Raw genomic sequence first — 16,147 nt, forward strand, 5'->3', positions numbered from 1 at the left:
CCAACATTAGGTAACTAAACACTAACTTAGGTAACTGGCATTCCAGCAGCAAGCCTTAAGCTCCAGTGCAGTTATACTGCGCTGCGGGCTTAAGGCTTGTTTTGGTTTAATTTGCAAGTAACATTCGGGTACGCCGGGAAACTTCTCTCTCTACCATTAACTCAGACACCACAACTGCCACACTTTACACAGAACTCTCCCTTTACTTACTGCTCCAGTGCCACATCCGGCTCATTTGGCGGGACTTTCCCTCTAACCTCCCGCTACAACGCACATTAAGCAACTTTAAACAGATCCCCTCCCTCTACTTCCCGCTCCAACGCCGCATTTAGCCTGCTTAATGGAACTTGCGGGTTCTGATGAAGTTAGTCAAGAAATTTGGCCGGGACGCAGCAGTGTTCGAGTAGGTAGCTTAGCGTTACGGGCATGAGAGACGTCAATTGACGGGAACTCACCTATGGCAGGGTCTTGCGGACACCAGCGTCTGAGCCCTCCGCCACAATGTATAAATGCGCGTAACCCGCAGTGCCAGCAGATTCCCCCCACAACAAAACAACCCCCGCGAACCTGAGCGGAGGTTGTAATGCTAAACTAACCTTATTCCTTAACTGCCGGCTGTTTGACAAACGCCTGTGCCTTGGCCAGCACTTCATCTTCTGTCGGAGCGCTGATGTAACGGCCGTTAATATACACAAACGGGCGTTTGCCGCAGGGACCGCAGTAAGAGATGCAGCCTGTCTTGATCTCGGCATCCGGCGCCATCTTCAGCAGCTTGGGTACAATGCTTTTCATTTTGATATGATTGCATTCGTCACATATTCTTATATCGTTAGCCATGAAGCAACCCTTCTTTATGTCCTTAAAATAAAAGCGAGCAATTAGTGATCGCCATGATTTCCTTTAGACGGATTAGTAATAACGAAACCTTCTTCGGGCAGGTAGAGATAATCAATCTTCACACCGTCCAGCAGCGGCTGGTTCGGATCAAGAATAACGTCGATGTCCTTATCGGTGGAGATCACTACATCATTCTCTTTAGGCGTGTCCAGATCAAGGCCGTAGTGGGCATGGTCGCCGTGGGCATGTGTAATTGCTACACGCAGTTTCAGCTCGCTGTTGCCTTCAAGCTCCATGGTTTTCTTTATCACTTTAGCCGCATTGCGGGTAATTTTGACGTTCATCACATTCCATCTCCCAAGCATCTATAGTTTAAATACTCAATAACTCATTTTAAGGAATATAGCTAGTAAAAGCAACCATATTACTGAAATACCTCAACAGGGATTACAGGATATTTCGCAAATCTGTCATCTCGCGCGGCCCAGCGCCGGGTATTTACGGTCCATCCGTGAGACGAACCAGCCCATCAGCAGCATCGTTATGCCAATATCATCAATGGGAACAAACGGCATGATGTCGGGGAGTACCCAGTACAATAGTGCCGGAATGGTGAACAGCAGCTTGTCTCCTATGGAGACCGCCGGGGAAATGATATATTGCCAGGTACTGCGGAAGATATGAGACCACTGTTTCAGTGACAGCAGTTTTCTGAGTTTCATAAGTGAACAGCCTCCCTTGCTAATTCCAGCCTAAATGGAAAAGGGCACAGCCGCCAAGTACCTATGGAAAGGATTGCGGCCATACCCTTTGCTGTTATCTTACGCAAATTTGCAGACATTGTTTCATTTTTAATTAAAATTTGACAGGAGACTATACCGCACTTGTTATTCCGTAACCTTAACGTCGTCGATCCGGGCGGTGCTGGAATGCATCCGGATGCCGACCTGGCCCCCGGCCGGCTGCGCTGCCGGATCCGTCCACTGGATCAGCTGGGAGCCGCCGGCATAGCAAGTGAGCGTACTGCCGCTGACCGTCACCTTCAGCTCCGTCCACTGGCCGGGGGTAACAGTTACGCTGGCGCTGCTTACCATCGTCAGCGTGCCTGCTGTTTTTTTGAACAGCTCCGCCTTGTCGCCTGAATCATTCAGCCGGAACATGTAGTAGTTTGCAGCATCCGCGTACCGGAACAGCAGGCCGGCATTGCCAAAAGCATTCAGCAGCTTCACCTTAGCTGAGTATGTGTAGTTACTCCAGGCCGCATCGCCGGTGTAAGCCAGCGCTTCCCCGGTTGCCGAATTCTGCGACAAAGCCTTCGTACCGTCATCCGCCACAGTCCATGACCCGCCGGAGGTCGTCCAGCCGCTGTAGTTATTATCCTCGAAATCGTCCTGGAACAGCACGGCCGGCGGCACAATCGTTCCCTGGAATTCGAATGCCCCGATATCCGGCACACCGTAGTAGAGCGGATTGCCGAAATAATCCTGGCCTCCGTTCCCGTCAACAGCCACACCGGCATTAAGCAGCGGAGAGGTCACTGCCAGCTTATAGCCGTCTGCCGAATCACGTCCCGCAGCTGTGCCGGGGCTGACGAAGCCGGGATTGCCGGTGATTTTATTGGGATCGCTTGGAACGCTTGAATTCAGCCCGTAAAAGCTGTTATGGTCATACGTCATTCTGGGACTGTTCGTATATTGCCCGCTTGCCCCGTTATAAAAAATATTATTCATGTAATAAGCCATTCCGGTATTGCTGGCATGGGTCAGCGCCTTATTCTGCGTACCGGAACGGTAGATGATATTATTGTAGACATACAGGTTGCCGCCGCCGTTCACCAGATGGAACACCCCGTTAGCGTCCTTGTCATTCTGGCTGATGTTGTAGCGGAAAATATTATTATTCGTGTTGTTCATGACCAGAAGTGTGCCGCCCTCGTTGTTATAACTAAAGTTGTACTGGTAGATGCTGTCATGCACCTCAATATCGAAGTCCCACGGCTGGCCGTCTCCCCCCAGCATCCGCGTATCAGAAGCCTCGTTATATTGGAATACGGCACCCTTAGTATAGTAAGCCCACTGCGCTGCAACAACTGTAATATCCTCCAGATAACTGACGATCGAGGTGTTAACATCACAAGCTTCCCCGACCGACTTCGTCTTGTTGTACTCAATCAGCGGCGACTGGCTGGCTCTGACCAGAATCCCGTCCCGGTGAATCTTCTCGACCACATTCCCCCGGATGACCACGTTACGGAAGGCGTCGAATTTATGATTCCAGCTGCTATTGAAAAAAGCGTCCGTCATCGTCTGAATTCCCGTATCCGCTACATTGATCACCGTATTATTCTCAATCAGGATGCCGTCCCAGGTGCTTTCCGGAGCGGTGTTGGCTCCCCGGGCGTGGACATTAATCCCTCCCGTTCTGCGGTCCGTGCCGAAGATATCGTGAATATCCAGATTGCGGATATAGATATGCCTGAAGTTCCCCGCGCCGGCTCCTTCACCCGTCACGAGCACCCCGCTTCTTCGCATATCGGTGGGCTGCTGTCCGCTAGTAATCTCCAGATTATTGATCTCCCAGTAGGAGACATTGCGCAGCCTGACCCCGAAGCCTTCCCCGCCAACAGCCGTGTTGCCGAAATTAATCCGCGGTTTGGCACCTGTGCCGTAGCGGTCTACCGTAACCGGATTCCCTTCAGCTCCGGAACCCTGCAGATCAAGATACTGATTATTCCACACGCCCCCCGCCTTCAAAAGAATTACGTCACCCGGGCTGAACGTGATACTGTTCACTTTGCTTAACGTTTTCCAGGCGGCCGCTTCACTTGTACCCGCCGCGCTGTCACTGCCCAGGTCCGGATCGACATAATAGGCTGTTCCTGCTGCAGCTGCAACTGGAGCAGATACGCCGGAGATCAGGCTGAACAGCAGGATTCCAATCATACCCAGCAGGGGCAGCCTGCCTCGTTTGGCTAGTCTAGTCATTCTGAACACTCTCCCGAAATTAGTCAGAGTACGGCCAATCCTTCGCCGAGCCAGGCTCCCTGCCGGACCAGCTTGCGCTGAAGCTCCGTAACATCCACGTTCCGGCTCCGGCTGTCACCTCCGGCAGCCATTGCTGCCGCCAGTCCTGCAGCCTGCCCCATGGCGAAGCAGTTGGGCATCACCCGCAGCGAGCCTTGGACAACCCGGTCAGATGAAGCTGCGCGGCCTGCGACCCACAGATTATCAAGGCCCAGCGGCAGCATGCAGCGGTAAGGTACACCGTGGGACTTTCCGGGCGGAAGGTGGTGAATATGCATGGCCCCGCTGCTGCGCGCCATGTGAATGTCGATGAAGTAGCTGTTGCGGGCGATATCATCCGGGAAGGAGCTCATATTCATGAAATCCTCCTGAGTCAGCACATAGTCGCCGGTAATCCGCCGCGTCTCGCGGATGCCGATCTGCTCACCGGTGGAGACCAGATGGGCCTGCCCGAAGCCCGGAACATAGGCCCGGAAGAATTCCAGCTGCCGGCGGACCAGCTTACGCCCTTCAATTGCCCCGAGCGTCAGATCCTCGGCTTTAGAGCCGTCAATGCCGAATACATGCCCGAAGTTCACACCGACGAGGTAGTCGGCAACCCAGGACAGGCCGGATACCGAATCCCGTCCCGGCGGCAGCTGGCCATCCGCTTGTGCCTGCTGGACCGCCCTGTGGATCTGCTCGGTGTCACCGCTTTCATGCAAATATTGCAAGAACTGCTTTCGGTCCACATTAGCCAGCAGGTAACACATCGTTGCCGCCTGAAGCTCGCCTGCTTCCCCGCCCTTATGGAACGGTGCGCCTGCCAGCGCTGCCAGATCGGCATCGCCGGTCGTATCAATCACCGTCTTCGCCTTAATCAGGCTCCGGCCCGATTTATTAACGATGACTACGCCCTGAACCTGGCGCCCGCCTTCACCGAGCACCGTCTGGCTGGCCACCGTGTGCAGCAGCACCTCTGCCCCGCTCTCCAGGACAGCCTCATCATATACCCGCTTCAGTACCTCGGGGTCAATCGGCACCCAGTCCAGCTCAGCCCCGAAGCGCTCGCGGAATTCCGGCTCGCAGCCGGCCTTCATCCGCTCCAGCAGCTCCAGTCCGATGCCGCGCACGACAGCCTTTTCCCCGTCGCTGTACGGACAGAACGCAGGCACGAGGGCAACAGTGCCCATGCCGCCAAGGAAGCCGCGCTGCTCAATCAGCAGTGTCCGCGCCCCGCTTCTAGCTGCCGAGATTGCCGCTGCCACGCCCGCAGGCCCGCCTCCGGCGACCAGAACATCCACATCATGCGATACAGGCACTTCCTCGGCAGGCAGCAAAAACGTAAGTTTGCTCATTAGTCTTCCTCCTCCTTAAAATACATTCGGGTTGTTCTGCACTACTCATCAGCACTCTGGATATTTCAGCTTCACAGTTCTTCCTGCACACCGGCTAATCCCTCATCACCCGGCTGCGCTTTGAATTCACTCGGATTTTTGCCGCTGTATTTCTTGAAGACTTTGGAGAAATAAGCCCGGTCGGAGAAGCCCAGCGTATACGCTACATTCTCCACCGTTTCATGCGGGCGGGCCAGCATCGAGATTGCCAGATTCATTTTGTACTGATTAACATAGTCGGTGAAATTGCTGCCGGACAGCTTCTTGAAATAACGGGAGAAGTAGCTGGCGTTAAGATGCAGATACTCAGCCATATCATTTGATGTAACCATCTGGCCGGCGTTCTCCTCCAGGAAGCGGTCAACCGCCTGCAGCCGGACATCCTTCTCCGCTGCTCCGGCCGGAGCAAACGTGTGCTGCCGCCACAAATTGCGCAGCTCCCGTTTGGTCAGGCGGGCCGCCTCATCCACATGAACACACTGCTCCAGCCGGGTGAAGAATGCCTCTTCGGCCAGACCGCCAGCCTCGAAGGCCAGCTGGCGGACAAAATTGCCGCAGATCTCCTTGGCCAGCCGGGGCTGCAGCCGCTCCTGCGACACCTGCTGCACCCACTGGCCGACCGCCAGATCAATCCAGGCGGCATTGCCGTCCTCCAGTGCCAGCGACAGCATCCCGCGTTCCTTATCTCCGCGCCACTCACCGCCTGCCGCAAACTCTGCAGGCTCATCTATAACTGCGACTGCTGCAGGCGGCTTGTAGAAGTTAACATCGCGCGCTTCGGCAAAAGTCTTATGCAGCGTACCAAACTGCCGGAGCGTTGCAGCAGCTTCCGAATAGAACCCGTACAGCGTAATCTTCAGATACTGCTCAACCTTGCTCTGCACAGCCCGCATCCATTTAATCAGCACATCCTGCGGCTGAGACGGGTCAGCTACATTCCAGATCACATAAATGCCGGCATCACCGGTCATGAACGGTGTAATCTCAGCTTGCCCGGCGGACAGCTCCAGAGCTATATTGCTCACGGCAAAATGGATTAGCGGAATATCCCGGTACCCGTAACGCTCGGCAAGCGAAGCCGCATCCATATGCAGCATGCCCTGGCGGAGATAGGGGAGGCGCAGCGAAATCCCCAGCCGCTGTCCGAATTCCAGTGTGCTCTCCTGCTCGGCTGCGCCGGACAGCAGCTGCTTCAGGAAGCTCAGCTTCAGCACTTCCTTATTGCGCTCAATAGCCTGGCGGAAGGAATACCGCTCGAGAAGCTCCTCCCGGCTGCGGAGGCGGCTGATGGCCTTGTTCAGGCTGCCCTTTAGCTGCTCTGGGGATAGTTCATCCTTAATCAGATAATCATCCGCCTCCAGCTGAATCGCCCGCTTGGAATAATGGAAATCCTCATAGCAGGTCAGGAAGATCAGCCGCACCTCCGGCTTCATTATGCGGAAGGCATCCGCCAGCTCCAGTCCGTCCATCCCGGGCAGGCCGATATCAATAATGACGATATCAGGCAGCAGGGCATGGAACTGCTGCAGCGCATCCTCACTGCCCGAGGCCGAGGCCACGAGCGTAAGCTCAAGTCCAAGTGATCCCAGCAAGTATTCTACATATTCCAGCATCGGGACATCATCATCAATCAGCATCAGGGACATCATGCGCTGCCGCCTCCTTCTCGTTAGTTACCGGGATATACAGGGTGAAGCTCATCCCTGCTCCATCCTCTCTTGCCTTAGCCGCCAGCCGCGCCCGGTATCCGTACAGCACCTGCAGCCTCCGTGCCGTATTGACCAGTCCGACACCTTTTTCCGGCCCTGGGGTCTCCTCCTCGATCCCTTGCAGGCGGCGGTTCAGCCGCTGGAGCTTCTCCTCCGGCATCCCCCGGCCGTTGTCGCTGATAGTGATCTTCAGCAAATCCTGTTCCAATCCGGCTACCAGCCGGATCGCCGGATTCGCGGGGCGAGCGGAGAAGCCATGGCTTATGGCGTTCTCCACAATCGGCTGCAGCAGCAGTCTGGGCAGCATGACCGCTCCCGTCTCCCCTTCAAGAACACAGTCGAAGGCAATGTCGAGCCGGTTGCGGATCTGCATCACCTGCACATAACTGCCGAGCACCCTGCACTCTTCAGCCAGCTCCAGCGGCTTGTCAGCGTGAACATATACCCGCAGCAGCTTCATCAGCGCATCGATCATCGAGCCGTGGGCCTGGTCCCCGCTGAGCAGCAGATCCACCTTGATCGAATTCAGAGTATTCAGCAGAAAATGCGGCCGGATCTGCGCCGCCAGCGCCTGCAGCTCCAGCAGCCTTTTCTCCTCCTGCTCACTCTCCACCTGGTGCAGCAGCTGATTCATATCATCCAGCATCTGATTGAAGGCAGCGGACAGCACCGCCACCTCATCCTTGCCCTTAACGGGGATCCGCACCGCACGGTTGCCGCCTACGTACTGCTTCACGCTTGCGCGCAGCAGGCTGATCGGCTTATTCATATACCCGGCCCACAGCATGGACAGAATCAGAAACGCCAGGAAGAACAGCCCCACTATCGAAATCGAAACCAGAAATTCGCGGTTGATGTGGCTGTCAATCGAATTACGCGGTGTGGTGCTGGTGAGCAGCCAGCCAACCTTGGGAATCACCGTCCTGCTGACCAGCCTCTCCCCTGCTTGCGGCACACCGTCTCCGCCTGTAAGGGCAATCTGCCGTCCCAGCCCGTCAACGAGCGAAAGCGTATTATCTTTATTGCCCGTATCCAGCAGATCCTGAAAATAATGGCTCGGAATACCCACATACAGCGTCGCCAGCTTCTCCTGATTAAGCGGATCGGTAATGAAGCGTACCGCATAATAATAATCCGGTGCCGGCTGATCCCCGCCGTAGGGGAACCATTGCAGCGAGATTTTCTCACGTTCATTGAGCTTGGCGCTTTCCTGCAGCAGCGGCTCCGGAAGGCTTGAGAATACCGGAATATTCTGATTGCCGATCAGAATTCTGTTCCCGCGGTTAACCAGCATAATCTGCAGGTCGGCGTCCAGCGATTGAACGGACAATATATTGGCCGTAGTCTTCAGCTTATTGTAATGCGTATACACGCCATAGTTCCCGAAATTCCCGGCATCCTTCAAATAACGCAGACTTTCCAGCACCGCCGGATCATAAGCCTCTGAGAAATAGACCGAGACAAAGGAGATGCTGTCCACCGTTTTCTCAATCTGACTCCCGATAACCTTAAGTGTCTCCTCGCTGGCACGGGTGATCTTATCACTGACATTCTCTCTTACAGAGGTGTAGGACCAGAAGGTAACGACAATAAAAGGCAGCAGGATCAGGATCAGAAACGTGAATTGCAGCCGGCGATGGAAGGAAAAACGGCTTAACCATTTCATAATGTATCCACCTTGTACTGTAATGTCGGTTCAACGTCTCTATTATAATCCATAACCGGTGCCGCCTTTAGATAAATTGCTTACTGCTGATTGGCCTGAACTACCTTCTCCACTTCCGCTGTCATTTCATTCTTGACCTCTTCGAAGCTGCGGTTATCGAGAATATAGCTGGCAAAGCCGTTCTCCACAATCGCTTTCAGCTCACTGCCGTAAGGCACACTGAATGTATCCGGCATTTGAATGCGCGGGTCGAACAATGTTTTGGACAAGGATGCGGTATCGATCAGATCTGTATTTTCACCGAAGAAGCCGTTAATGAGCTCAGCCCCGTCTACACCCTTGAAGGCCGGAATTTCCTTCGTATAATTATAGGCTTCCTTCGACATCCAGCGGATGAAGTCATACGAGGCTTCCTTGTTCTCCGACTTCGCGCCCATCGCCAGCCCGCCGCCGGAAATGTTCGTCATTCCCATCTCTTCAGCATCCACAGAACGCGGCAGCGGAGCGTACATGGTCTGGAATTCATGCGGGAATTTCTCCAGGTTCAGCGCGGCCCGGACAGCATAGCTCGGTACGGCAAGCATACTGGCATTCCCGGCAAAAAACTGCTGCAGCACATGATAGTTCGACGCGAGCACATCAGCATACGGCTCCACACTCTTATCCTCCTGCTCCATCGCCCGGCGGAGATTGAAGAAGTACTCGAAGGACGGATCATCAAAAATCGGCTTCAGCTCGGCACTCAGCTGCGGATGCGCCTTCTCTGTGTATGCAATGATGTTCGGATATTCACCCCAGGTATGGAAGTAGGTACCGTAATGCTCAGCTGTTGTCAGCTTCTTCGCATATTCGCGGAAATCATCCCAGGTCCAGCCCATCTCAGGCAGGGACAGGCCTGCTGCTTCAAGGTGATCCTTGTTAAAGATCGTCATCCACTGTGTGGTGCCGGGCATGATGCCGTATACTTTGTCCTCCAGCTTCAGCACCTTGGAATATTCATCCTCCGGCTTAACGCCCTCCTGCTCAAAATACGGATTAAGCGGTTCCACAACTCCGCGCGAAGCCCGCTCCAGCAGCTCATCCTCATTCCCGGTCATGAACACATCGACCACTTCCCCGCCGGCCACCAGAATGTCCAGCTTCTTCATGAAGTCGGTGCTGTCGCTGTTCTGCACCAGTGATTTATACTCTACCTCCACTTTATCCTGCGATTCATTATACGCCTGTACTGCCTGATACACTGGCTCATCCGGCTTATCCACCTTGAAGGTGTAGAACTTGATCTTCGTTTTGCCTGCCGGCTGGTCAGTATCTCCGCTTCCGGCAGCTGACGGTTCAGCCGAAGCCGGCGCGTTAGTCTGCGCTGCATTATTGCCGCCATTGCTTCCGCATGCGGTAACGGAGAGCATCAGAATCATACTTGCTAACATTAAGGATAGTTTTTTCAAAGCAATTCCCCCTTGATTTATATGCTGCAGGCTCATTATACAATCTAAGCACGGCATACACCGTGTACAGCTTTGCGGTGTATGCGTACACTTTTTTGACCTTACCTGTGAGCGCTAACGTCTACCCTTTCACCCCGCCGATGGCAATCCCGTCAATGACCTGCTTTTGCAGCAGCAGAAACAGGACCAGGAGCGGCAGAATTGCGGCCACCGAAGCCATCATCATGACGGATATCTGTGTACCGAACTCCTCCTTGAAGAACTGCATGCCGAGCGGAATGGTATACAGCCTGGTCGAATTCAGCATAATCAGCGGCCCCTGGTAATCATTCCAGGTCCAGATGAATTTGATAATTCCGACGGTAGCCAGAATCGGCCGGCTTAACGGCAGCACTACGCTCCAGAAAATCCGGAAGAACCCGGCGCCGTCCAGCTCGGCCGCTTCCAGCATATCATTGTGGATGCCGACCATGAACTGGCGCAGCAGGAAGGTAAAGTAACTGGAGAACATCCCCATCAGAATCAGCGCAGCATGGGAATCGTAGAGTCCCAGCTCTTTAATCATAATATAGCGCGGAACGAGCGTCGCCTGCTCCGGGATCATCATGAAGGCAAGCATCAGGGTGAAGATCAGCGTGCGTCCTTTGAAATCAAGCTTTCCGAGTGCATAGCCGGCCATAGCGGAAATAACGATGGTAGCTACCGTTGAGATCAGGGCGATTTTCAGCGAATTCATATAAAATAAGCCAAAGGCCACATCGCCCATCCATACCGCTTTGAAGTTGGCGATGATATTCCAGTCGTTCGGAATCCACTGGATCGGGAAGGTCCAGACCTCCTTCTCCGTCTTGGAGGCTGCCGACAGCATCCAGACAAGCGGCATCAGGAAGAAGACAGAGACGAGCGCGAACAGAATCGTAAAGAGCAGATTGCCGGGTTTAAATTTTCTCATTGTCATTGCATAAGTTCCTTTCACCGTAGACTAATAGTGGACTTTGCGGTTCTGCGTAATCCAGGTAATGGAGGTGACCAGCAGGATGATCAGGAACAGCACCCAGGACATCGCCGAGGCATAGCCCATTTTGAAGCGCTCGAACCCTTCCTCATAAATCTGGTACACAATGACCGTGCTGGAATAGTTCGGACCGCCGTTCGTCAGGAACTTGATCATATCGAAGATTTTGAAGGATGAGATCGTGCTCGTAATCGCCAGGAAAAAGGTGGTCGGTCCCAGCAGCGGCAGCGTAATCCGCCGGAACTGCCCGATCCCGCTTGCCCCGTCAATCGTGGCGGCCTCATACAGCTCTTCCGGAATATTCGTCATTCCGGCCAGGAAAATAATAATCTGATAGCCAAGCAGCTGCCACACATAAATAATCATAATCGCAATCAGCGAGAAGCTGGTGTCCACCAGCCAGCGCGGCGGATCGGATAATCCGAGCTGCATCAGAATCTGGTTCACCGGGCCTTTGGACGGATGATACAGCGCCTGCCAGACGGCGGCAATGGCTACCGTTGAGCAAATATAAGGGACAAAGAACGCGACTTTGAAAAAGGTTTTGGCATACAGCTTCTTATGAATAAGTGCGGAGAGCACAACGCCCAGCACCATCGTGACCGGCACCGTGCCGATCGTAAACAGCACGTTATTCTTCAAGGCCAGCAGGAAGCGGTTATCCTTGAACAGCTCGATGAAGTTATCGAGGCCGACAAAGTGGATCGCAGACAGGCCTCCGACCAGATTCCACTCGGTGAGGCTTAAGACAAGGCTGAACAGGAGCGGGAACACGGCAATTACCAGCATCCCGATTACTTCAGGAGCGATGAACAGCCAGCCCGCCAGCTGCTCCCTTCGCTTACGTGTCCAGTAGGTTCGCGGTGCTGTCCCCGCAGCAGCCTTCCGGGTAACGGCGGATTCACTCATGGCCTTCTCCCCCTGCTGCTGTGTCAGCCTCTATGTCCGGCAGATAGCCGCCTTCTTCGCGGAGCCGTGTACGGAGCTGCGTGATGTCCACCGTGTGGACATCACCGCCGGTCTGTGCAGCTGCGAGTGCTGCGGCAAGGCCGGCGGCCTCCCCCATCGCCAGGCAGACCGGCATCACCCGGACGCTGCCCAGCACCCTGCGGTCGCAGGAGATGGAACGTCCGGCGACCAGCACATTACGGAGGCCGCGCGGGGTCAGGCAGCGGTATGGAATGCCGTGTGATTCACCCGGCCCGTAGAGCGTGATGGACTGGCTTGATCCATCCCCGCTGCGCTGCTCCTTCTCCGTGCCGTGCACATCAATGAAGTAGCTGTTGCGGCAAATCTCATCCGCGAAGCTGCGGCGGGCGATGTAGTCTTCCGCTGTCAGGATGTAATCACCGGTGATCCGCCGGGACTCCCGCGTTCCGATCAGCGTGCCTGTGCTCATGACGGCTGCATTACCGAAGGCCGCAGGGTGAACAGCGGCGAGCATATCGCGGTAGGCGGCAGCCATCCTGCGGCCCTCGATTAGTGCCGCAGACACCGAAGCGGAATCCGTGTTGTCCACTCCCCAAAGATGCCCGGCGTTAAAACCAACCGTACGCGGAGCTACCAGGTTGTTGCACAGATGGGTGTCGGGAATGTCCGGGTAATTCCCTGAGCGGACCACTTCATGAATCGGGCTGTGCGGGTTCTCCGCATGCAGCTTCGGCCCGTACTGGTAGGCGTAATCATCCACGTTGCCCAGAATGAAGCAATGGGTGGCCGGCTGAAGCTCGCCGGTGATTTCGTCGCCCTTCTGATATTCAGCCCCCGCACCAGCGGCGACATCGCCATCGCCGGTGCAGTCCACATAAACGGCCGCCCGGTAGGCTTGCAAGCCGCCCTTGTTCAGCAGAAGTAGCGTTGTAATGTTGCCGGCTTCGTCTCTCTCCACATCCGCAAGCGCGGTCAGGAACAGAATATCGGCACCCGCTCCGGTGACCAGGTCATCGTAGACCCGTTTCAGCTTCTCGGGATCAATCGGCACCCAGTCCAGCGCATCCTCCTGCACATGCGGCATCTGCGCTTTCAGGGTATTGAACACCTTGGCCGCCAGTCCCTGGTAGACCATCTTCTCTTTATCCGAGAACGGGCACCAGGCCGGCACCAGGCCGGAGGTTCCCATTCCGCCCAGACAGCCTGTTGCCTCAACCAGCAGTGTCCGCGCCCCTTCTCTTGCCGCAGAAGCCGCGGCAGTACACCCCGCCGGCCCGCCTCCGACTACAATGACGTCATAGGAGGTATTCAAGGGTACTTCTTTACTTGCCAGCGTATATTTCATGCTCTCCATGTAAGCCTCACTTTCCCGGCGGACAGCTTTATATGTGTTCAATGAAGCCGTCCGCCGCTCTTCTATACTGCAATTTTAGCAAGCGGCGTCCGCGAGTACGGTATAGCTTTCATACGCGTTTATGTGTATTATTTTGACCTGCCGCTTGGCTGGCAGGCAGGTGCGGATTCAGGGGTGATTGCTCCTTCAGTTGCACATTGTACTACTTTAGCCATTTGTTATTTAACCCCTGCGTACCTGAAACGATATCCGGGCAGTATTGTTCTTCAGTTGCTCGGATGAGCCGCTTATGATACTACTCAATCCCTACTGCTCATACCGAACATGCTCTAGCCGATGACAGATGCGTTGGCGGAAAACATCATGCCAGACAATGCTCCGGATCAGGAACAGACAGGCTTTGATTATTTAAGTAACCGGCATCGTTTATGCCACCTTCCAGCCTTCTTGCGGACAGGAGATCCCTTATTGGGGCAGAACACATCGTTTCGGGGGCTATGCGGACTCAGATGCCGTTAAGCAACCCGTTTCACTTCATTTCAGGCTCAAATCGGCCAAATAACGCCCTCTGGGTCCGCAAGAGGCAGAAAATCCGTTTTTTTCGCTAAATAACGTCCGCTGTGTCCGTATAGGCAGGCAGTGAGACTTTTATTCGGTACCCCCCCCCCTACTTCAGCCCATTTAAAGGGAATTTTCACTCTATTTGCCACCTGCTACCCCTACTTCAGCCAATATAAAGGGACTCTTCACTCTATTTTCCACCTGCTCCCCCCTCTTCAGCCCATTTAAAGGGACTTTTCACTCTATTTGCCACCTGCTACCCCAACTCCAGCCCATTTAAAGGGACTTTTCACTCTATTTGCCACCTGCTACCCCCTTTTCAGCCCATTTAAAGGGACTTTTCACTCTATTTTCCACCTGCTACCCCCTCTTCAGCCCATTTAAAGGGACTTTTCACTCTATTCGACACCTGCTACCCCCTCTTCAGCCAATATAAAGGGTTTTTTCACTCTATTTGCCACCTGCTACCCCAACTTCAGCCCATTTAAAGGGACTTTTCACTCTATTCGACCGCGAACTTAGCATGATTCCACCCTCGCCTCCCCTCCTTCAGCCACTATAAACAGCACAAGAAACCGCTCATACTCGGCTGGAAGGGTGACCCTGCCTGCCCTATATGAGCGGTTTATAAGTAAATGTATAGTATGACTAATATCAATCTGTTCTGCATACTTACCTGCCTGGTTCAGTTCGCAGCACTGCAAGGTTCGGGTCTTGGTTCCCAGCACTGCCCGGTCCGGTTACATCTTCCCTCGGCTCATACTCAGCTCAAGTTCGAGAGGATCGCTCCGAGAATCAGTCCGGTCTCCAGCGCCATATCCTCGAAATCCGCTGCAGGCAGCGGATTCTTGCCGGTTCCCAGCTCCACCGTGAAGCCCGGCTTGCGGAACCGCTGGATGAACCAGTCCTTGTAGCCGGCGTCGCTGCCGGTCAGCTCAACTGCCTTGTAGCCGCTCGCCGCGGCGAGCCCGGCGGCCCAGCGCTTGCTCTCCGGCGGCTCATAGCCCCGGTAGTTCCAGTAAATCTCTGCCCCCTGGCTGTGCAGGGATACGGCAGCGTCGCCCGGCAGCCGCTCTGCCAGCGAAGCCAGCGCCGCCGCTTCCGGCTCACAGAGCGGCGCACTGCCGCCATAGTCGCGCGGCGCCGGGCCTTGCACCTGGCGCCGGTCGCGCTCCTCCTCCCAGTGGGCGGGGAACTGATCGCCGAGATCGACACCGCGGATATTCGCCTTCCAGTGGCGGAAGCTGTGCCTGCCGCAGTTCCACTGCATCAGCTTGTCATAATAAGGGTGGTCCGGCAGCACGCCCTCCTGCACCAGCTCCACGCCGTCGGGATTCGCCATCGGCACCGCGAGCAGCGTCCAGTCACGGTGCCAGTCCGCCGCCCGGTGGCCGTGCCACTCCCGGCCTGCGGCGAAGGCTGACGCATATTCCCCGATGAACCGCATCAGTGCCGGTGCGGTCAGCCACTCATTGGCATGCAGCGCAGCATTCACATGCAGGATGCGGGGACCGCTGCCAAGCTTCAGCAGCGTGAGCGGCTTGCCGAGAACGCTCTCGCCAATCGTTTCAGCGCTGAGAAACGGGTATTTGGCCGTCAGCCTGGCGGTATCTGCCTCAATATCAGCCGGCCCGTATTCTCCGCGCAGGCAAATCTCCTCCCGCCGGGAGGGAGCCGGAATGACCAGCACCTTGCCCGGGATGCAGCTGCGCCCCGGGCTTACACCCGGATTCAGCCGCTCCAGCTCATCCGTCCCGACACCGAACATCGCCGCAATACTGTCTGCGTCATCCCCATCCTGCACCGCGTAGCGCTTGCGCGGGGCAGACGGCAGAAACAGCAGCTGTCCCGGATATAGATAAGGCTGGCTCCCAGCCCATGGATTTCCTTGTATGACATGCTCCGGTGTCAATCCGTGTCTAGCGGCTATACGGCTTACCGTGTCTCCCCTGCGGGCAATATATTGCTGCATATCCATCATCCTCCCGGCCCTCTTGAGCCTAATCCCGCAGTCTTCAGCACGGCTGCCTGTAATCCAGGCGGGACACAGCTCTCCTGCCTAGTATATGAGCAGCCGCTGCGTGACATGAAAGATTTGAGCCGGCAGCCGGAACCCGGCACGCCAGGAATGTCAGCTATCATATAAATCCGTATATGCCAAAAAGCCGGAAGCTTACGCTCCCGGCCCTTCCTGTCCCCATCCCTGTCCCATGGGGGTTTGTCCTTAT

12 protein-coding genes are annotated in these 16,147 nt (G+C 55.2%); all 12 read right to left on the reverse strand.

Annotation, left to right across the window (positions count from 1 at the left end):
* Positions 1-597: 597 nt before the first annotated feature.
* A complete protein-coding gene (locus tag LOS79_RS13255; protein WP_315420393.1) occupies positions 598-837 on the reverse strand; it encodes a YuzB family protein in 240 nt (79 codons plus the stop codon).
* Positions 838-878: 41 nt separating this feature from the next.
* The gene (locus LOS79_RS13260; RefSeq protein ID WP_315420396.1) at positions 879-1,181 is read right to left on the reverse strand and encodes a HesB/IscA family protein; all 303 of its coding nucleotides are present in this window, start codon (positions 1,179-1,181) and stop codon (positions 879-881) included.
* Between the two features lie 126 nt (positions 1,182-1,307).
* Entirely contained in the window at positions 1,308-1,559 is a 252-nt protein-coding gene (locus tag LOS79_RS13265) for a hypothetical protein (protein WP_315420398.1), read from the reverse strand.
* A gap of 165 nt (positions 1,560-1,724) precedes the next feature.
* The gene (locus LOS79_RS13270) at positions 1,725-3,821 is read right to left on the reverse strand and encodes a 3-keto-alpha-glucoside-1,2-lyase-like domain-containing protein (protein WP_315420400.1); all 2,097 of its coding nucleotides are present in this window, start codon (positions 3,819-3,821) and stop codon (positions 1,725-1,727) included.
* A 23-nt stretch (positions 3,822-3,844) separates the two neighbouring features.
* Positions 3,845-5,197 (reverse strand): FAD-dependent oxidoreductase, encoded by a 1,353-nt coding sequence (locus LOS79_RS13275; RefSeq protein ID WP_315420402.1) that lies wholly within the window; start codon positions 5,195-5,197, stop codon positions 3,845-3,847.
* A gap of 71 nt (positions 5,198-5,268) precedes the next feature.
* Positions 5,269-6,885, reverse strand: coding sequence for a response regulator transcription factor (locus LOS79_RS13280; RefSeq protein ID WP_315420404.1), 1,617 nt, complete (start codon positions 6,883-6,885; stop codon positions 5,269-5,271).
* Positions 6,863-8,611: a sensor histidine kinase gene (locus tag LOS79_RS13285; RefSeq protein WP_315420406.1), complete on the reverse strand. Its 1,749-nt coding sequence runs from the start codon at positions 8,609-8,611 to the stop codon at positions 6,863-6,865. Before LOS79_RS13285 ends, LOS79_RS13280 begins: the two co-directional genes overlap by 23 nt.
* A gap of 80 nt (positions 8,612-8,691) precedes the next feature.
* Positions 8,692-10,059, reverse strand: a complete 1,368-nt coding sequence (locus LOS79_RS13290) for an ABC transporter substrate-binding protein (RefSeq protein ID WP_315420408.1) — start codon at positions 10,057-10,059, stop codon at positions 8,692-8,694.
* 121 nt (positions 10,060-10,180) lie between these two features.
* Positions 10,181-11,017, reverse strand: coding sequence for a carbohydrate ABC transporter permease (locus LOS79_RS13295; protein ID WP_315420411.1), 837 nt, complete (start codon positions 11,015-11,017; stop codon positions 10,181-10,183).
* Between the two features lie 24 nt (positions 11,018-11,041).
* A complete protein-coding gene (locus LOS79_RS13300; RefSeq protein ID WP_315420413.1) occupies positions 11,042-11,983 on the reverse strand; it encodes a carbohydrate ABC transporter permease in 942 nt (313 codons plus the stop codon).
* The gene (locus tag LOS79_RS13305) at positions 11,976-13,400 is read right to left on the reverse strand and encodes an FAD-dependent oxidoreductase (RefSeq protein ID WP_315420415.1); all 1,425 of its coding nucleotides are present in this window, start codon (positions 13,398-13,400) and stop codon (positions 11,976-11,978) included. Before LOS79_RS13305 ends, LOS79_RS13300 begins: the two co-directional genes overlap by 8 nt.
* A gap of 1,282 nt (positions 13,401-14,682) precedes the next feature.
* Positions 14,683-15,891: a M14 family zinc carboxypeptidase gene (locus LOS79_RS13310; RefSeq protein WP_315420418.1), complete on the reverse strand. Its 1,209-nt coding sequence runs from the start codon at positions 15,889-15,891 to the stop codon at positions 14,683-14,685.
* Positions 15,892-16,147: the final 256 nt, after the last annotated feature.

The sequence above is a fragment of the Paenibacillus sp. MMS20-IR301 genome (assembly GCF_032302195.1).
Lineage (GTDB): Bacteria > Bacillota > Bacilli > Paenibacillales > Paenibacillaceae > Paenibacillus_AQ.

Excerpts from the sequence above, each read along its gene's own strand:
- LOS79_RS13255 (WP_315420393.1), bottom strand. The coding sequence starts at position 837 with ATGGCTAACGATATAAGAATATGTGACGAATGCAATCATATCAAAATG.
- LOS79_RS13260 (WP_315420396.1), bottom strand. The coding sequence starts at position 1,181 with ATGAACGTCAAAATTACCCGCAATGCGGCTAAAGTGATAAAGAAAACC.
- LOS79_RS13265 (WP_315420398.1), bottom strand. The coding sequence starts at position 1,559 with ATGAAACTCAGAAAACTGCTGTCACTGAAACAGTGGTCTCATATCTTC.
- LOS79_RS13270 (WP_315420400.1), bottom strand. The coding sequence starts at position 3,821 with ATGACTAGACTAGCCAAACGAGGCAGGCTGCCCCTGCTGGGTATGATT.
- LOS79_RS13275 (WP_315420402.1), bottom strand. The coding sequence starts at position 5,197 with ATGAGCAAACTTACGTTTTTGCTGCCTGCCGAGGAAGTGCCTGTATCG.
- LOS79_RS13280 (WP_315420404.1), bottom strand. The coding sequence starts at position 6,885 with ATGATGTCCCTGATGCTGATTGATGATGATGTCCCGATGCTGGAATAT.
- LOS79_RS13285 (WP_315420406.1), bottom strand. The coding sequence starts at position 8,611 with ATGAAATGGTTAAGCCGTTTTTCCTTCCATCGCCGGCTGCAATTCACG.
- LOS79_RS13295 (WP_315420411.1), bottom strand. The coding sequence starts at position 11,017 with ATGACAATGAGAAAATTTAAACCCGGCAATCTGCTCTTTACGATTCTG.
- LOS79_RS13300 (WP_315420413.1), bottom strand. The coding sequence starts at position 11,983 with ATGAGTGAATCCGCCGTTACCCGGAAGGCTGCTGCGGGGACAGCACCG.
- LOS79_RS13310 (WP_315420418.1), bottom strand. The coding sequence starts at position 15,891 with ATGCAGCAATATATTGCCCGCAGGGGAGACACGGTAAGCCGTATAGCC.